This is a genomic window from Paeniglutamicibacter sp. NPDC091659, from assembly GCF_044756805.1.
Taxonomy (GTDB): Bacteria; Actinomycetota; Actinomycetes; order Actinomycetales; family Micrococcaceae; genus Paeniglutamicibacter.
Window position 1 is genome coordinate 65,295 of sequence record NZ_JBIVTO010000012.1, and the last position, 16,435, is coordinate 81,729.

General features: G+C 64.2%; 13 protein-coding genes. 3 read left to right on the top strand and 10 right to left on the bottom strand.

Annotated features, from left to right (window positions below; translation table 11 throughout):
- Positions 1–141 precede the first annotated feature (141 nt).
- Complete coding sequence (locus ACIQLF_RS18605; RefSeq protein WP_400301758.1) at positions 142–1,329, top strand: polysaccharide deacetylase family protein; 1,188 nt, start codon at positions 142–144, stop codon at positions 1,327–1,329.
- Positions 1,330–1,612: 283 nt separating this feature from the next.
- Here the strand turns inward: ACIQLF_RS18605 and cynS are convergent, their stop codons facing one another.
- Complete coding sequence (gene cynS, locus ACIQLF_RS18610) at positions 1,613–2,083, bottom strand: cyanase (RefSeq protein WP_400301761.1); 471 nt, start codon at positions 2,081–2,083, stop codon at positions 1,613–1,615.
- Between the two features lie 42 nt (positions 2,084–2,125).
- Entirely contained in the window at positions 2,126–2,785 is a 660-nt protein-coding gene (locus tag ACIQLF_RS18615; RefSeq protein WP_400301764.1) for a carbonic anhydrase, read from the bottom strand.
- 109 nt (positions 2,786–2,894) lie between these two features.
- Here ACIQLF_RS18615 and cynR point away from each other — a divergent pair, with 109 nt between their 5' ends.
- Positions 2,895–3,770, top strand: a complete 876-nt coding sequence (gene cynR / locus ACIQLF_RS18620; protein ID WP_400301766.1) for a transcriptional regulator CynR — start codon at positions 2,895–2,897, stop codon at positions 3,768–3,770.
- A gap of 225 nt (positions 3,771–3,995) precedes the next feature.
- Here cynR and ACIQLF_RS18625 read toward each other — a convergent pair whose 3' ends face one another.
- From ACIQLF_RS18625 to ACIQLF_RS18635, 3 genes are all read right to left on the bottom strand, one after another.
- Positions 3,996–4,982, bottom strand: a complete 987-nt coding sequence (locus ACIQLF_RS18625) for an aldo/keto reductase (protein WP_400301768.1) — start codon at positions 4,980–4,982, stop codon at positions 3,996–3,998.
- A 4-nt stretch (positions 4,983–4,986) separates the two neighbouring features.
- Entirely contained in the window at positions 4,987–8,460 is a 3,474-nt protein-coding gene (locus ACIQLF_RS18630; RefSeq protein WP_400301771.1) for a TM0106 family RecB-like putative nuclease, read from the bottom strand.
- Between the two features lie 364 nt (positions 8,461–8,824).
- A complete protein-coding gene (locus ACIQLF_RS18635; protein ID WP_400301774.1) occupies positions 8,825–10,069 on the bottom strand; it encodes a multidrug effflux MFS transporter in 1,245 nt (414 codons plus the stop codon).
- An 83-nt stretch (positions 10,070–10,152) separates the two neighbouring features.
- Between ACIQLF_RS18635 and ACIQLF_RS18640 the strand changes: the two genes are divergently transcribed.
- On the top strand, positions 10,153–10,599 hold the full coding sequence (locus ACIQLF_RS18640) for a MarR family winged helix-turn-helix transcriptional regulator (protein WP_400301777.1): 447 nt from the start codon (positions 10,153–10,155) through the stop codon (positions 10,597–10,599).
- Between the two features lie 183 nt (positions 10,600–10,782).
- On the opposite strand, the gene ACIQLF_RS18645 is transcribed toward ACIQLF_RS18640, so the two are convergent.
- The 5 genes from ACIQLF_RS18645 to ACIQLF_RS18665 all read right to left on the bottom strand — a co-directional run bounded on the left by ACIQLF_RS18645 (position 10,783) and on the right by ACIQLF_RS18665 (position 16,402).
- A complete protein-coding gene (locus tag ACIQLF_RS18645) occupies positions 10,783–12,279 on the bottom strand; it encodes an APC family permease (protein ID WP_400301780.1) in 1,497 nt (498 codons plus the stop codon).
- Between the two features lie 127 nt (positions 12,280–12,406).
- Positions 12,407–13,087: a hypothetical protein gene (locus ACIQLF_RS18650; protein ID WP_400301783.1), complete on the bottom strand. Its 681-nt coding sequence runs from the start codon at positions 13,085–13,087 to the stop codon at positions 12,407–12,409.
- Positions 13,084–13,836, bottom strand: a complete 753-nt coding sequence (locus tag ACIQLF_RS18655) for a FadR/GntR family transcriptional regulator (RefSeq protein ID WP_400301785.1) — start codon at positions 13,834–13,836, stop codon at positions 13,084–13,086. Before ACIQLF_RS18655 ends, ACIQLF_RS18650 begins: the two co-directional genes overlap by 4 nt.
- Before the next feature lie 52 nt (positions 13,837–13,888).
- On the bottom strand, positions 13,889–15,676 hold the full coding sequence (gene glsA, locus ACIQLF_RS18660; protein WP_400301788.1) for a glutaminase A: 1,788 nt from the start codon (positions 15,674–15,676) through the stop codon (positions 13,889–13,891).
- A gap of 9 nt (positions 15,677–15,685) precedes the next feature.
- Positions 15,686–16,402, bottom strand: a complete 717-nt coding sequence (locus tag ACIQLF_RS18665; RefSeq protein WP_400301791.1) for an SGNH/GDSL hydrolase family protein — start codon at positions 16,400–16,402, stop codon at positions 15,686–15,688.
- Between the last annotated feature and the right edge of the window lie 33 nt (positions 16,403–16,435).

Below are 16,435 nucleotides of genomic sequence, written 5' to 3' on the forward strand. Positions count from 1 at the left end.
GTCCTTTTGCGGGGGATTGAACCCAATAATCCTAGTCCATCGGCGCGCCGATTTAAGGTTCGGGTGCCAGAGGGTAGGGTCCGTGGCACCGATCCAACGACCAATGCGCGGCCTTTTGCCGCGGAGAGGAAACGGGAGAAGATGCTTCAACGCACTCACCTGGCCGCAGCCGTGGTGGCTGCCTCGGCACTGGCACTTGCCGGCTGTACGCCCGCGCCACAGGGGGAGCCCGCACCAAGCAAGCAGGCTGCAACCGTATCCAGCCCGGCCCCGGCAACCGAAACCCCCTCAACGCAAACCCCTGTGCCCGAAGCATCAGGGAAACCTGCGCAGCCCTCCGAGGCCGAGCTCATCGGCAAGGCCAAGGCGCTGGCCGCAGGCTACGACTACGACGCCGCGGCAAAGACCCTGGCAGGCGTCGCCGGCCCGGAGGCCGAAAGCGCGCGGGCCGGGATCGCCAAGGCCAAGGCCGGCACCGTGGTCTGGGAAGACAACTCCAAGATCTCCCACCTCTTCTTCCACTCGCTGGTGGTGGATCCCAAGCGCGCATTCGACGGGGACGACCGCCAGCAGGGCTACCTGGACTACATGGTGACGATGTCTGAGTTCAACAAGATCATTCCCGAGCTCCACAAACGCGGTTTCGTGTTGGTGAACCCCGCGGACATCGCCGGCTTGGACAAGAACAGCAAGATGGCCTACCGCAAGATCCACCTCCCCAAGGGCAAGACCCCGATCGTCCTGTCCGAGGACGACGTGAGCTACTACGAGTACATGGACGGCGACGGCTTCCCGTCCAAGCTACTGCTCGATGACCACGGGCAGGTCAAGAACGAATACACCGACGCCCACGGCAAGACGACGATCGGCGCCTACGACATGGTCCCGCTCATCGACGAGTACGTCCAAAAGCACCCGGACTTCTCCTACCGTGGGTCCAAGGGCATCGTCGCGCTGACCGGCTACAACGGGGTGCTGGGCTACAGGACCTCCAAGAGCGAGTACCCCAAGAACAAGACCCTGGCCAAGGACACCGAGACCGCCACGCAGGTGGCGGACACCATGAAGGCCAACGGCTGGGTTTTCGCCTCCCACTCCTGGGGACACATCGACATGGGCAAAAGTCCCATGCCGCGGATCACCAGGGACATGAGGAAGTGGGATGCGGAGGTCCGCCCGATCATCGGGGACACTGACCAGCTCATCTACCCCTTCGGCGCCGACATCGCCCACGTGGAGAAGTACAAGGGCACCAGATACGACATGCTCAAGAAGGACGGGTTCGACTTCTTCTACGGGGTCGACGGCACTGCAACCTCCTGGGTGTAGAAGGTCGACGCCTACCTGCGCCAGGCCCGCATCAACCTCGACGGGCTGCAGTTCGCCAAGGAAAAGCGAGGGGATCGGCCGGTGCTGAAGTCCTTCTTCGACGTGAAGAAGGTCTTCGACCCGGCCCGGCCCAAATAGGGCCGCGATTCGGGGCGGTCCCATCTGTTTTCGCATTGTGAACGTCCCGGCTGCGTTTGATCCGGGCAACGACCCCGACATGAAGGGGGTCGCTGCCCGGATCTTTCCAGCGGTGGTGCAGCCTGGTGTCTCTGTGCGGGAGACCCTAGAAGGGCCTGGTCGGAAGGTACTTTCCGTCCAAGGTGATGACTGCCCGGGAACCGCCCTCCGGGTCTTCAACCTTCTTGATATCCAGTTTGAAGTTGATGGCGCTGATGATGCCGTCGCCGAACTGTTCGTGCACCAAAGCCTTCAGCGTGGAGCCGTAGACCTGCAGCATTTCGTAGAAGCGGTAGATGGTGGGATCCGTCGGCACACCGCCGGGGATGCTTCCGCGCATGGGAATGGTCTGCAGGAGTCGAATTGCGTCCTGGCTCAATTCAAGCCGTTCGCCGACCACTTCCGCGGCGTCGGCCGGCAGCGGATGTTGGCCGAGCAGGGCCGCCGTCACGTAGGCCAGGCTGAGGCCGGTGCCGTCGGTGAGATCCTGCCAAGAGAGGTCCTTGCGGGTCTTTGCATCGACGATGACAGTGGTGAGTTCCTCGCGGGGTGTCTGTGAGAACTGGGAATGAATCATGGCGATTCCTTTCGGGGTTGGGATTTTGGGATAAAGGGGTATTCAGGCGGCGAAGCCGGAAGTGGCTGGTTCGGATGGTCCTTGTGAATGATTCGCGAGGCTGACGAAACGGCCCGAGGAATCGTCCAGGGTGTCGATTGAGCCGGATTCGATGTCGTATACCCAGCCATGAAGTGTCAAGACGCTCTGGTCCAGTGCGCGCGCCACTGAGGGATGCGTCTTGATGTTGTTCAGCTGCGCAACGACGTTCCCGCGTACCAGGGCTGACAGTCGCTCGGGGTCCGATCCATGGTTGTGGGCGGCGTTCACTGCTTTGGCCGCGTCGGCGTGGGCAAGCCAGTTGGCGACCGCCGGCAAATGCCCGAGGTCCTTGCCTGCGGCAATGGCCGTCATTGCACCGCAGTCGGAGTGGCCGCAAATGACGATGTCCGTAACGCCAAGGACCGCGACGGCGTACTCGACGGTGGCGGTGACGCCGCCTGGTTCCGGGCCGTACGCCGGGACAATGTTGCCGGCATTGCGCATGACGAACAGGTCGCCCGGCTCCCTTTGGGTAAGCAACTCGGGCACTACCCGGCTGTCCGAGCAGGTGATGAACAAGGCCCCAGGGTTTTGGCTGGTGGCAAGTCTCTTGAAAAGCCCTGAACGTTCCGGGAAAGCTTCTCGTTGGAATTTCAGAAAGCCATCGATGATGTCTTGCATGGGCGGTCTCCTTGCGGTGGGTTGTATTTCAAGGATGACGGCCATTTTCAATAGAGTCCAAGACCTGTTTTCGATCAAATCAATAGAATTTCCCTATAGTATGAATCGCATGATGCTGCGCCATGTCCGTTACCTCACCGCCGTCGCCGAACACGGGAACTTCACCCGAGCAGCGGAAGAGCTGTTCATTTCACAGCCGACCCTTTCGCAGCAGATCAAACAGCTGGAAAAGTCGCTGCAGGTCCAGCTGCTGGACAGATCGGGACGGACGGTGCGACTAACCGATGCAGGGGAGGCCTACCTGCACTATGCGAAGCTCGCAGTGCGAAATTTGGATGCGGGCGAACGTGCAGTTCATGACGTCAAAGACCTGAGTCGCGGTTCGCTCCGGCTGGCAATGACGCCCACTTTTACCGCGTATTTGATCGGGCCCCTGCTCGAGCGTTTCAACGCCTTGCATCCGGGCATCACACTGACCGTGCAGGAAATGGCCCAGGACCGCATTGAGGCGGCGTTGGCCGAGGACCGCCTTGATCTCGGCATAGCGTTTTCCGGGGTCCGCTCGGTGGAGATTGATTCCCAGGCGCTGTTTGTGGAAACGCTCTGCCTCGTCATGGGCACGCGTCATCCACGCGCCGGGCGAACCGAGGCAATGACGTTGAAGGAGCTGGGTCAAGAGGATCTGGTGCTTCTCAGTCGCGACTTTGCGACGAGGGGACATATAGATCGATACTGCCAAGAACACGGCATCGCGCCGCATATCGCGATCGAGGCCAATTCGATCAGTGCGATCGTGGAGACTGTTCGCCGCGGACGGCTGGCAACCATTTTGCCGGAAGCAATAGCCCGTGATCGCGATGGTCTTGAAACGATCGCGATTTCGCCAGAAATTCCCTCGCGCACGGCCGCCTTGCTCCGCAGGAGAGGGGCATATGTGAATGCTGCCAGCCTGGCATTCACGGACCTGATCGCACATTGGAATTAGCAGGGCGTTCCGTATCCGCGTAGGGCGCTTTTCATCCACACCCCGCGAGGCTGAAGCCCAAGAATTAACGAAGCGAATCGATCAACCGAAACAAACCGGTTGGGACGAACCTGGGGCAAGCCGGCGCTTGGTGCTCAACGTGTGTGGCCGTGGTAGGCCACACATGGACGGGCCATGTGGATTCGATCGGCCAAACGTCGCCCGCGTCTGGCCCGTCGGACGCGGCTAGAATTCTTCGCTTTCCACGGTCTTCTGCTGGTGCGAGTTGTACCTGCTGCCGTGGATCGTCTCGTTGTTGATGAGGGAGTTGAGTTGGGCCAGCTGGTCCCGGTCCAACGCGACGTCCAAGGCGCCCATGTTTTCGGCAAGGTGCTCGGACTTGGTGGTCCCGGGAATGGCGTGGACGTGGTCTCCCTGCGCCAGCACCCAGGCCAGCGACAGGGCCGCCGCGGTGGTTCCCCACTGCGCGGCCAGCTGCTTCAGGGAATCGACCAGCACCAGGTTCTGCGGGTAGTTTTCGGTCCGGAATCGCGGCATGAAGTGGCGGATGTCGTTCTCCGGCAGAGACTCGATGTCCCGCAGGTTGCCCGACAGGTAGCCACGGTACAGCGGGCTGAAGGCCACGAACGCGGTTCCCAGCTCGGCGCAGGCTTCCAGCATGGCGATTTCCGGGTTGCGGGTCGCCAGCGAGTATTCGTTCTGCACGGCGTCGATCGGGTGCACCGCGTGGGCCTTGCGCAGCGTTGCGGCGGAGATTTCCGACAGGCCGATGCCGCCGATCTTTCCGGCGGCCACCGCCTGCGCCAGGGCGCCCACCGATTCCTCCACCGGGACCTTCGGGTCGAGTCGGTGCAGGTAGTACAGGTCGATCCGGTCCGTCTGCAATTGCTGGAGGGACGCATCGACCTGGGCGAGCAGCAGCTCGGGGCGTCCGTCGATGACGCTGCGCCCGTCGACCAGCGACAACCCGCCCTTGGACGCCAGGAAGTATTCGTCGCGGCGGTGCTTCAGGTGTTCACCGATGAGCTCCTCGCTGCGGCGGCCGCCGTAGAGGGTTGCCGTGTCGATGTGGTTGACGCCCGCGTCGAGGACCTCGTTGAGCAGGTGGCTGGCTTCCTCCGGGGTCGGGAAATTGGAGTAGCCGTGAACGATGTTCATGGCCCCGTATCCGAGGGGGTTTACTTTTTGGCCGGCGAGCACGCGTGAAGTCATGTCTTTATTCATAACATGTACCGAGTGCCAGGAACGCCCCGAGCTCGGCGAAGGAGGCGGGGTTGGACGGAAGGAAATGGGTGAGCCTGGGGGAGCGCACGATCACCGCGCGCCACTGTCCGCGGGAGACGGCGACGTTGATCCGGTTCCGGTTGAGCAGGAACTCGATGCCGCGTGCCGCGTCCTCGGCCGAGGAACACGCCATCGACACAATGACCACCGGGGCCTCCTGGCCCTGGAACTTGTCGACGGTCCCGACCTTGACGTCCTCGAGGCCCGCAGCATCCAGCTCCTCGCGCAGCAGGTTCACCTGCGCGTTGTAGGCGGCAACCACCAGGATGTCCTCGGCCAACAGTTCCCGTGGTTCCTTGCCGGTGCCTCCGACCCAGTGCAGTCCCATGTGGGCCCGCACCTGGTTGATGATCTCGCGGGCTTCCTCCACCGATTGCGTGGTGTTGCCGTGGTGCTCGACCAGGACCGTGGCAACGCCGGCGGGCACGCCGGAGAGCGAACGGGTGGCGGCCTCGGCCGCCGAATGCAGCTTGGATTCGTAGCTCAGCGCCGAGACCTTCTCGCAGAGTTCCGGGTGCATGCGCCACGAGTCGGCGAGGAAGTAGCCGAGTTCCTCCGGCAGCGTCGGGTGCCCGGCGCTGAGCCAGCCCAGCGCCGACTCGTCGACCGGCTGCGGGTGGGAGCCCTGGGTGACCTGCGGCAATTGCTGGGGGTCGCCCAGCAGCAGCAGGCGCTTGGCGGCGCGGGACACCGCGAGCGTGTTGGCCAGCGAATACTGGCCGGCCTCGTCGATGACCAGCAGGTCGAGCGAGCCCTCGGGCACCCGCTTGCCGGTCATGGTCCATGCCGTGCCGCCGATCAGTGCGCCCTCGTCGCCGCCCAGCAGCTTTTCGATCGCATCGTCGGTGGTTCCGTCCCACGGCACCTGGGTCTTGTCGCCGGCCTTCTGCTTCTTGGCTACCTGTTCCGGGTGCACGCCGGCCGAGGTGATGGCCTTGTTCAGGACGTTGTCCACCACAGCATGTGACTGTGCGACAACCCCGACCTTCCAGCCCTGCTTCACCAAGGCGGCAATGACGTGGGACGCCACGAAGGTCTTGCCCGTGCCCGGGGGGCCCTGCACCGCAAGGTAGGAATTGTCGAGGTCGTTCAGGGCCTCGATGATCGCGGGCACGACGTTCTTCAACCCGTTGACCTCCCGCGGCACCGGCGGCCCGGACAGCGTGCTGAAACGCGGGGCAGCCTTGCGCAGGATGTCGATGCCGGGATGCTTGGGCAGCGACGGCAAGGAACCGCCCACGGTGCGGGCCAGCTCGGCCAGCGAATCACGCAGGGACGTCGTGTTGATCGGCTGGTCCGGGGTCAGCGCGACAGGCAGGGCGCCGAAGGGAGGGACCTTGGTGCTGGATTTTTCGGTGATGACAAAACGCTCGTCGTTTTCGCTCACCGTAGCATTGAAAAGGCCGGCCCGGTCGGCGTTGCTGGGTTCCAGCTCCGGGGGCAACGGTTGCCCGTACATGGCGAACCAGCCGCTGCCGACCTTGAAGTCCGAGCCCTCGGCCATGGTGCCGCGCAGTTCGGTGACCCGGGATTCGACCCTGGCCCGGGCGCTTGCCTTGTACCAGTCCTCGATGACCTCGGCATCGTCGACGATGAACACGTTGCGGGTGTCGGCCCACGAATCGAAGGGCTGGTCGAGCCTGTCGTAGTGCTCCCACCAGAACTGCTTGGCCTCGCGGCGGTGGTAGCCGGTGGCCGCGGCAACCATGGCGATCGCGCGCTCGTCGTTGGTCAGGGCGCGGTTCTGCGGCAGCGAGTCGAGGTAGGCGCGCAGCGCCAGTTCCTCGGGGCTGGGCTCGACCTCGTCGATGTCGGGCAGCGGGGTTTCCTCGACCCATTCGGCGCGGGCTTCGTGGGGGACCAGGCTCATCAACCAGTCGCGCAGCCGCAGCGTCGAGAGACAGTCGTACTCGTTGTAGTCGCTGATGGATTCCAGGATCCTTGCGGCGGCAGCGGTGTCGTTTTCCAGCGCGTCGCAGTACTTGGCGTAGGCGACCACCGAGGCACCCGCGTCCTTCACGTCCCCGCCTCGCAGGTTCTCGCCCATGTAGAGGGGTTCGAGCTTTTTGATGGAGTATGAGCGTTCGGAGATCAGCAGCGAGTGCCGGACGGTGTCGTAGAGGTCGACCAGCAGGCCGTCGCGCAGCCACTGGTCGATGGCGTCCTCTGCAACCACGTGGCGCAGAGACAGGTTCCGCAGCGCGCTCTTCTCGTACGGTGCATAGTGGTAGACCTTCATGTCCGGGTAGGTTTTCCGGCGGTCCTCGACGTAGCCGACGAAGTCGGTGAAGGCCTTGCGTTCCTGGGCCCTCGAGTGGGCCCAGAACGGCCTGAAGACGGGGTTCGCGGTGTCGATTTCGATGACGCCGAAGAGGTATTCCAGGCCCCAGGAGTCGTCGAAGGGATCCTGCCAGAGCGGGTCGCCCTCGAAGTCGAAGAAGATGTCCCCGGGGTTGGGTGCGGGCAGCCGGGAAATCGTCTGGTTGCCCGAGACCTTGTATGCGACGCCTCCGACGATGCCGTCGCTGCCGCCGAGGCCTACCTGCATGCGGGCCTGTTCCGCCAGCTTGAAGTGGGCATCCCGGGGGCCGGTGTTGCTTTGCGCCAGCTCGTCGATGGTGGCGATGCCGGATTCCATGAGCTTCTTGCGCTTGGAGGTGCTCATTCCCGCGACCAGCAGGAGGTCGCGGTGGGTGGCGACCTGCTCGGAGCAGTAGTCGCAGCGACCACAGGCACTGATGCCAGGCTGGCCCCAGGCCACGGTCTGCTCTTGGACTTGGTGGGCCTCGACCAGTGACTTGAAACGGTCCCGGCGGTCCCTGAAGACGGGCAGCAGCTCATGCATCCGGTGCACCGAATGCGAGTTGTCGCCCAGCACCAGCGTGGTGTGCGGCGCAACCTCGACGCCCGCGGCCAGAAGCTGGTCGCCGTAAGCGGCAAGCTGCAACAGCGCCGTGACACGGGGGTGGCGTGCCAATTTGGTGTCCCACACGGCGTAGGCGCCGTTGTCCACGCGAATCAGGAAATCGGCGAAGCCAACGAATTCCCCGTCAAAGAAGGTTGCCTGGAAGACAACGTCCGCGCCCATACGCAGGGCATCCTGGGTTTCTTGGTGGGCCTCTTCCAACGAGGTGCGGTCCCCGCGGACACCCGCCTGGAGCATCTTGACGCCGCGGCCGGATGAAGGGTCGTATTCGCCGAACTTTTTCAGCAGGTCATCTAGCACCTTGTGCTCGTGAGTGTCCCCGAGCTTCGCCGTGCGTTCGAGCATTTCGTCGGCTTCGGCTTTCGCGGCCTTGCTGCGGCCCAGCTTTTCATCGAGTTTGCTCAGCGAGGTGAATTCACAGCTGGCTGCGGTTACAAGGTCGCTAGCGGAATAGATCAGGTCTTGATCGAGGAAAAACACGAGGCAGGCGCTCCTTCAAGGCTTGGCTTAGCTTCGAAACTAGCATCTGCCTGCCTCGTTTTGGCCATCGGGCGATGTCTGCCGAGCCCCGGCCCAGGGTGGTTCAATCCCGGATGAGGCTTGATCCATGTCCCGGAACCAGACGGTGCAATGGAGCCCATGCCAAACGTCCGGCGAGGTGGTCACTCGACGGCAAATCGACAAATCGCGGTGGCAAACCCCACGGGGGACAGGCCAGTGGCCGTCGGAAGCTTGCGGTCCCATCGAACGTGCCGAAACCTGGAAACCCATGGGATGGTCCGGTCCATGGTTTTTGCTGCCTCTTGGAACCGTTCCTGCTGGCGCGGTTCCCGAAGGGCCAACGCTAGGGGGCTGGAACGGCCTCGGGGCGCACTTCGTGCAGCCCGGCGCCGGCTGTCGTTGCTGCGCCTCGAGTCAAGGCAATCATGCTCAGCAGGGCGATGATTCCGCCTGCAAGCATGACGAGAGCCATGGGCACTGCGTTGTCTTCGCCGGCCAGGCCAACCAGCGGAGAAGCGACGGCTGCCAAAGTGAACTGCAATGCGCCAATGGTTGCCGATCCGCTTCCGGCATGCTCCTTGACCTGGTCGGTGGCCAGGGCTGTGGCGTTTCCGAAGACAAAGCCCAAGGAAGCCAGTGCAAGGAAGACCAGCGCCAATGTCGGAATGAGCGGGGTCTCACCAAGTGCGATGACGGCCAACAGCCCGGCGCTGAATACCGTGAGGCCAGTGACGCCGATGTATGTCATGCGCAGCGGGCCCACTCGGTCAACCAGCTTCATGGCAATGATGCTGGTGATGGTCAATCCCAAGGCATTGAGTGCAAAAACCAACGAGAAAGCGGTGCTCCCAAGTCCCAGAATATTCTGGAAGACGAAGGGGGAGGCGGCGATGTAGCCGAACATCGCAGCCATCGAGAAGGCGAACGCGAAGGTGAACCCGAGGAAGGCCTTGTTGCCCAGCACTCCGCCTGCGTTCGATGCGAGTGTCTTGATGCCGCCCTTGCTGCGACGTTCCTTGGGCAGTGTTTCCTTCACCAGGTATATGGAACCAACGACCATGATGACGTTCAGGATCGCCAGGGCCCAGAACACGCCGCGCCAACCAGTGAAGGCAATTACCGAGCTTCCGGCCAGTGGCGAAAGAATCGGTGCAATGCCGCCGACGGTCATCATGATGGAGAACATTTTTGCTGCCTGGGGGCCACGGGCCGAATCCGAGACGATGGCGCGGGCCAATACGACCCCCGCCGCACCCGCGAAGCCCTGCAGGAAACGCATTCCGATCAGGACTTCAACGTTGGGCGAAACGGCGCAAAGAACGCTGGCGGCCATGCAGGCAAGCGCACCTATTAGCAGCGGCTTGCGACGGCCGAACTGGTCCGAAAGCGGACCGATAACGAGTTGGCCGAGTGCCATGCCAAGCATGAAGGCCGTGAGCGTCAGTTGAACTGTTGCGGCGCTTGTGCCTAGGTCGGACATCATCTGCGGAAAAGCCGGCAGGTACATGTCGATGGCAAATGGACCAATGGCGCTCAACAACGCCAACATGGCAATCAGCGACGCTGAGGTTTTTGAAGACTGAGTCATGGGGTGGACCGCTTCGCTTTCATCCTGGACAACATACTTATGGAAACATAAGTATGTTGACATAATAATGTCGGCATCGCAAAATGGAAGGTATGGAAAAAGTTCATGAAGCAGCCAAGGCCCTCTTTCAGTTGACTTGGTGGCTTCAGAGGAAGGGCCCGCTACGTGTTGGCCTGGAGCCGCTCCCCGCCACAGAGGTTGCGATCCTTGGGTACGTCGAAGACCACGAGGGGGTCGGCGTGACGGAGGTCGGGACCGCGTTGAACATGAAAGCGCCAAATGTTTCCGCGGCAGTGCGGGCGCTGGTCGAGCGGGGTCTGCTGGAAAAGGTTGCCGACGATCATGACAAGCGAAAAGCGCGGCTCTTCATCACGGATCTGACCCGGAAAAACCGAAAGAGCATTGACCAAGCGGTGACCGGTTCGCTTGAAGAGGTCTTGGAGGGGCTGTCGCCCGAGCATCGGGAGTCCCTCTTTGCTTCCCTGGCGGCCCTGAGTGAAGTGGCTGAACGCCTGCGTGTCCACGGGTAGGGCTGTGCGGCGTCGATGGCATCCAGTTCCCGAATGCGGCCAATGCTTGTGATGACGGTGCGCATGCCGACGCCAAAGGGTCGTGGCGACATTTGAAATGTCGCCACGACCCTTTGGCGTTAGGCGGTGCCAAGTGGTGTTGCCGCGGCATTTGCCGGAATCACCGGCTGCGACTGGTACGCCCTATGAGGATGAGTTGGCGTGCACCCCGCGAAGCCGTTCGGCCACCTCGATGGCGTCCCCGGTGGGTGCGTCCGACTTCTTGTCGGGCTGGGCAATGAAGAGGTACAGAGCGCCGGAGCCGGCGACGATCGCCAGGCCGATAAGTACCACCCAGTCGGCGAAGAAGTCGCCCGAGGTGCCCGGCTTCGCCAGCAGGTACATGGCAAACAGTCCGTAGGCCAGGGCCAGCACGTTGACGATGAAGCCTGCCGATCCCAGGGAGAACGGCCCCGCCGGCTTCCAGCCCTTCAGGCGCTGGCGCAAGGCCGCGAGCACCACGGCCTGGAACGAAACGTAGATGCCCAAGATGGCGAAGCTTGTCACCTGGGCCAGCAGCTGTTCGGAGCCGAAGTAGATCATGATGCAGATCAGCAGCGGGATCGAGCAGGCCACGATCAGTGCGTTAGTCGGCACCTTGGTAGTCGGCGAAACCTTGGACAGCCAGCGGTGGCCCGGGATCATGCCGTCGCGGGCGAACGAGTACATGAGCCGCGAGGCCGCGGCCTGCAACGAGAGCACGCAGGACAGGAATGCTGTCAGTGCGATGACCAGGAAGATCTTTGCGCCGACGGGGCCGAGGGCGGACTCGAGGATGGCCGGGATCGGGTCGGCGTCTTCGCCGTTCACGATCGCCTGCAGGTCCGGGGCGGCCAAGACGTAGCCGCCGAAGGACAGCAGCGCCGAGACGCCGCCGACCAGGATGGTCATCATCATGGCGGTGGGGATGCGGCGGGCCGGGTTGCTGACCTCTTCGGCGACGTCGCCGCATGCCTCGAAGCCGTAGAAGAGGAACAGGCCGGCAAGGGCCGCGCCCATGAACGCGGTCGAGTAGCTTCCCTCGCCCTCGACGCCCATGGAATCGAAGAAGATGCCGAAGGGCTGCTTGCGGTCGAAGATCAACAGGTACAGGCCGACGGCGATCACGCCGATGAGTTCCGCGGCCAGGCCGATGCGTGCCACGCGTGCCAGGGTCTTGGTTCCCGTGAAGTTCAGGACCAGGGCGACCAGTAGCAGCGCCACGGAGAACAGGAGTGTGCTGCCGCGGGTGAGCTCGACGCCGAAGGTGCTGGCCACGAAGCCCGAGCCGAACTGGGCTACCGCGGTGATCGTGACGATCATTGCCCAGATGTAGATCCAGGCCGCCATCCAGGCGTAGCGCTTGCCCCAGAGGCGCCGGGTCCACGGGTAGATGCCGCCGTGGATGGGGTACTGGGAGACCACCTCGCCGAAGACCAGTGAGACCAGGAACTGGCCGCCGGCAACGATGAAGATCCAGAAGATCGATGGCGGTCCGCCGGTTGCCATGGCGATGGCAAAGAGCGAATACACGCCAACCAGCGGGGAAAGGTAGGTGAAGCCGAGGGCAAAGTTTGCCCAGAGGGACATCGAGCGGTCGAAGGACTGCTCGTATCCCAGGACGGCGAGGTGGTTGCCGTCTTCAATGCTTTGGTTGCTCATGATGTGTGGGGCCTTATTCGGTGCGAACGAAAAATTGGGTCCGGGCCATCGTGTGCGCAACACCTTGACCCGCTCGTGACCGTCGTCACACGAACAGGCTACACCTTTATCATCCTAAATAGAATGATTAGTTTGGAATGGTAGCGACCATCAGGCTGGTGCCCGGAACAGGGATTCCGCCGTGGTCGCGGAGACCGGCGCCCAATTCCCAGTTCTCCGAGGTCGAGGCGATGATCCGCCCGGTGGAACTCAGCAACGCTGCGGCGCCTTGGAGTGAACGCAACAGGCGCAGGATTCCCGGCTCGATTTGCCGGACAAGGATGTCCAGGCCCACCACGCCAACTGCGGGGGAGCCGACGGGCGAAGTGAGGGTCAGCATGTAGTCGCAGGTGCACAGGTGATCGACGTAGGGGCCCGTGATGTGCCGATCGCCGGTGGATTCCGGCACCGAGTACCATTCCATGGTCGTGAAATCCCTGAGGTAGTCGGCGTACTCGCGTGCGGCGAGATCCAGTTTGGTCACCTCCGTGGTGGTGCCAAGAAGCGGGTTATTCTCCAAGGGTCCGAGCCACCATGCGAAATGGATCGATTCCCCGGCGGCGCTGCCGGGCCCGCCAATGAAACCCGCGCCAACAACCGTGGAGGTGGGATCCATCAGGCGCGGCGCCACGAAGCCGAAAACCAGTGGGTCGATCTCGCCCCCGCGCGCCAGCCCTGTTTCAACGGCCATGCGGAGCTCGTTCAGCTCGGAGAAATACCCGTCAAAAACCTCGCCGAGCTGGTCGGCCACCTCTTGCAATCGGCTCATGCCGCGGCCTCCAGCCGTTCCTTGGTCTTCAACAGCCATGTGGTCAGGAGCTTCAGTTCGGCCCGAACGACCGCCCGGGCGTGCCCCGCGTCGCCGGAGCCGATGGCTTGGACGATTTCCGAGTTCAGCGCCGACACCTGTTCCCGGATGCCGCCCTCGCCCAGGCCCAGCCAGAGCAGCTGGCCGAATTCCGCCTGGAAGCGGATCTGTTCACGCACCAGGCGCGGTGACTGCGAGGCAACGGAAATTTCCAGCAGCAGGCCGCCCTGGTTCCGGGCAGCGCTTTGCGCCGAGGAGAAGTCCGCACCCTCCCACCAGGCTGCCAGCCTGGTGGCCTCCTCGGGCGACGCCAGTTCGGCCGCGCGTTCGGCCGCGCCGGCGCACAGCGTCGCCTCGTAGGTGCCGACGTCGGCCAGTTCGATGCGGGAGATCGAACGCAGGCGGGTCATGATGACTTGCTCGGGGGCGTCGGTGGAGGCCAGCACGAAGGACCCTCCGTCACGGCCGCGCCTGGTCTCGACAAGCCCGGCCTCGCGGATTTCGCTCAGCGCCTCACGGGCGGTGACAAGCGCAACCCCGAACCGCTTGGCGAGCTCGGCCTCGGTGGGCAGGCGCTCGCCGGGCTTAAGGACGCCCAGGAGTATGGCGTCGGTAAGTCGCTGCGCCACCTGCGCGGAGCGTGCCGCTGTGCCCAGGGGCGCGAACACGGCGCTGCGCGGCCCTCTGCCGTGGGGTGCGTGCTGGGTCATGCCAGTAACTCTATCCGGTGGCATCCGGAGCCCGCGGCCGAGACCGAATCCGTCAGCGCAGGGGATGGCCGGAATCCTTGAGGTACGCCTCCACCCGGGTGTAGGCGTCCCGTGCGATGGCCTTCCAAAAACGCAATGCGAGCTCCGGGTGCTCGGCCTCCAGCGCCGTGATGGCCTCGGCCGCCAGCACCTTCAGGTGGACCCGGCCGAGCGCCGTCACCCGGGTGGTTTGGGCTCCCTCGCCGCCGAGCGCGATCTCGCCGAAGGTCATGCCGGCGGACAGCGTGGCGTGCCGGGTCGGGCTTCCGCCCCGGTCGGTGGAGGTGACGACCTTGCCGTCGAGGATGAAGTACACGCCCCCGAATTCCTGGCCGACGCGGCGGATGACCCGCCCGTCGGCGACCTCGCTCTCCACCATGAGGGAATCCAGGAGGGCGATGTCTTCCGGGGACAGCGGCGCAAGCGCCGCGAAATCGGCGATGGCGACACTGTGCGGCATCAATTCCGGGCTGCCGTGGCGCAGCAGCATGGTGGTTTCCGCCCATTCGACCGCGTCGTTGCGGTTGGGGAAGTACTTGACCTCCTCCAGCGGCGCGAACGGCTCGTGCTGGACCAGCGCGAGGGTGCGGCCCTCCGCGGCCAGGCCGCGGTTCAGGTCCCCGATCATCCGGACGGCGATCTTGTCGATCTCGTCGACCCGGCGCAGGTCCAGGATCACCAGTTCCACGTCCACCGGAAGTTCGCTGACCTCGCGCACCATCGACTCGGTCCCGGCGAAGAGCAGGTCGCCGGCGAGTTCCAGGATGTGGGCGCCGTGCCCGTACTTGGCCAGGAGCTTTTCCGCGTCCTCGGTGTGCCGGGTGGCGGAGGGGACCTGCGTGATGTCGTAGTGGTCGCGGATCACCGAGCGGCCGATGCGTGCGGCGCGGACAAAGTGCAGGCCCATGTCCCGGCTGATCTGCTCGCTGGCGGCAAGGCCGCGCACCGAGGAGCCGTGGGCGTCCAGGGCGGGGGAGTACACGGCCAGGCCCAGCTGCCCGGGAAGCACGGCGATCAGCCCGCCGCCGACCCCCGACTTCGCGGGCAGCCCGACGGCGCTGATCCAGGCCCCGGCATCGTCGTACATGCCGCAGGTGGTCATGACCGAGAGCACCCGCTGGACGGCCTCGGCGCTCATGACCTGGACCCCCGTGGTCGGCTGCGTGCCTCCGTTGGCCAGCGTCGCCGCCATCATTGCCAGGTCCTCCGTGTTGACCATGACCGAACACGCCTTGAAGTAGTCCTCGAGCACCGGGGTGGGGTCGGTCTCGATGATGCCGAACGACCGCAGCAGGTAGGCCAGCGCCCGGTTGCGGTGGCCGGTCAGCGCCTCGGAGGCGTAGATGGTTTCGCTCAGCTGCAGCTCCCGGCCGGCGCAGCGCGAGAACTGCTCCAGGATCCGGGCGAAGCGCGGCGTTTCGGCGTCCTTGACCAGCGAGACCGTGGCGATGGCCCCGGCGTTGATCATGGCGTTGGCCGGCCGTCCGGTTTCGCGGGCCAGCGAGATCTCGTTGAACGCATCGCCGCTGGGCTCCACGTCGATCTTCGCATCGACGGCCTCTAGCCCCTGGTCATCCAGCGCCAGCCCGTAGGAAAACGGCTTGGAGATGGACTGGATGGAGAACTCCAGGTCGGCGTCGCCCACCTTGTAGACGTGTCCGTCGACGGTGGCCAGCGCGATGGCGAACTTGGAGGTGTCGGCCCCCGCCATCGCCGGGATGCCCTGGTAGGGCAGGCCTTCGGTGAGTTTGAGCAGGTCGCAGTGCAGTTGGCTGAGGTAGTCGGCAATCGGGGAACGCATGCTCCCAGCCTAGGGGTTCGCGGGCAGGATGGGGCCGCCGGCGAGCATCCGAATGCCGGCGAGGGCTTCGCCGATGGCATGGCCAAGGACCGCCGCACCCGCGACGTTGGGGTGCACCCCGTCGTCGCTGAGTCCCGGCCTGAACCTGCCCTCGGCGGTGCGCAGCCCGGCCGAGGCATCCACAAAGAGCCAGCCGTGCCTGGCGGCGAGGGCCTGCAGGAAGCCGTTGTACTCCCGGGTGGCATCGGAGGCGTTGTCGCGCGGGGGGACGCTGGAAATGATGACGGTGTCGGAGGAGGCGACCAGCGCGATCCGCTCGATGTTCCGCCCGGTGATTTCATGGGGGATCCGGTGGGCCAGGTCGTTGGTGCCGGCCAGGACGACCAGCACGTTGGCGTTTCGGTGGCGCAGCGCCCGGGCCATGTCGCCGGTTTGCGCCCCGCCGAGGGCCCACCCGCCACGCCAGCCGACCCGGGTGCCGCCGGACCCGGCGGGATCGACGAAGTTGATCCACGAGGCATCCCCGATCTTGCCTGCCCACACCGCGTCGCTTCCGGCCGCGGTGATCGAATCCCCGGCGACGACGAATGTCGTGGCGTTCGGGTCGAGCATCGCGTCAAAGGCCGTGGGCGAGGGCAGGAACGTGCTTGGCGAACCTTCCAGGCTGAGCAGTGCCCCAAGGACCGCAACGAGTGCCAGCGAATGCAACGGCCGATTGTGTTTCATGGCCATCCCCCCTTTGCCACAGCATAGGACTCG

What these genes read in the sequence shown, in the direction of transcription:
- ACIQLF_RS18665 (WP_400301791.1), bottom strand. Translation starts at nt 16,402, where the DNA reads ATGAAACACAATCGGCCGTTGCATTCGCTGGCACTCGTTGCGGTCCTT.
- ACIQLF_RS18635 (WP_400301774.1), bottom strand. Translation starts at nt 10,069, where the DNA reads ATGACTCAGTCTTCAAAAACCTCAGCGTCGCTGATTGCCATGTTGGCG.
- ACIQLF_RS18605 (WP_400301758.1), top strand. Translation starts at nt 142, where the DNA reads ATGCTTCAACGCACTCACCTGGCCGCAGCCGTGGTGGCTGCCTCGGCA.
- ACIQLF_RS18645 (WP_400301780.1), bottom strand. Translation starts at nt 12,279, where the DNA reads ATGAGCAACCAAAGCATTGAAGACGGCAACCACCTCGCCGTCCTGGGA.
- ACIQLF_RS18640 (WP_400301777.1), top strand. Translation starts at nt 10,153, where the DNA reads ATGGAAGGTATGGAAAAAGTTCATGAAGCAGCCAAGGCCCTCTTTCAG.
- ACIQLF_RS18655 (WP_400301785.1), bottom strand. Translation starts at nt 13,836, where the DNA reads ATGACCCAGCACGCACCCCACGGCAGAGGGCCGCGCAGCGCCGTGTTC.
- cynS (WP_400301761.1), bottom strand. Translation starts at nt 2,083, where the DNA reads ATGATTCATTCCCAGTTCTCACAGACACCCCGCGAGGAACTCACCACT.
- ACIQLF_RS18650 (WP_400301783.1), bottom strand. Translation starts at nt 13,087, where the DNA reads ATGAGCCGATTGCAAGAGGTGGCCGACCAGCTCGGCGAGGTTTTTGAC.
- ACIQLF_RS18615 (WP_400301764.1), bottom strand. Translation starts at nt 2,785, where the DNA reads ATGCAAGACATCATCGATGGCTTTCTGAAATTCCAACGAGAAGCTTTC.
- cynR (WP_400301766.1), top strand. Translation starts at nt 2,895, where the DNA reads ATGATGCTGCGCCATGTCCGTTACCTCACCGCCGTCGCCGAACACGGG.
- ACIQLF_RS18625 (WP_400301768.1), bottom strand. Translation starts at nt 4,982, where the DNA reads ATGACTTCACGCGTGCTCGCCGGCCAAAAAGTAAACCCCCTCGGATAC.
- glsA (WP_400301788.1), bottom strand. Translation starts at nt 15,676, where the DNA reads ATGCGTTCCCCGATTGCCGACTACCTCAGCCAACTGCACTGCGACCTG.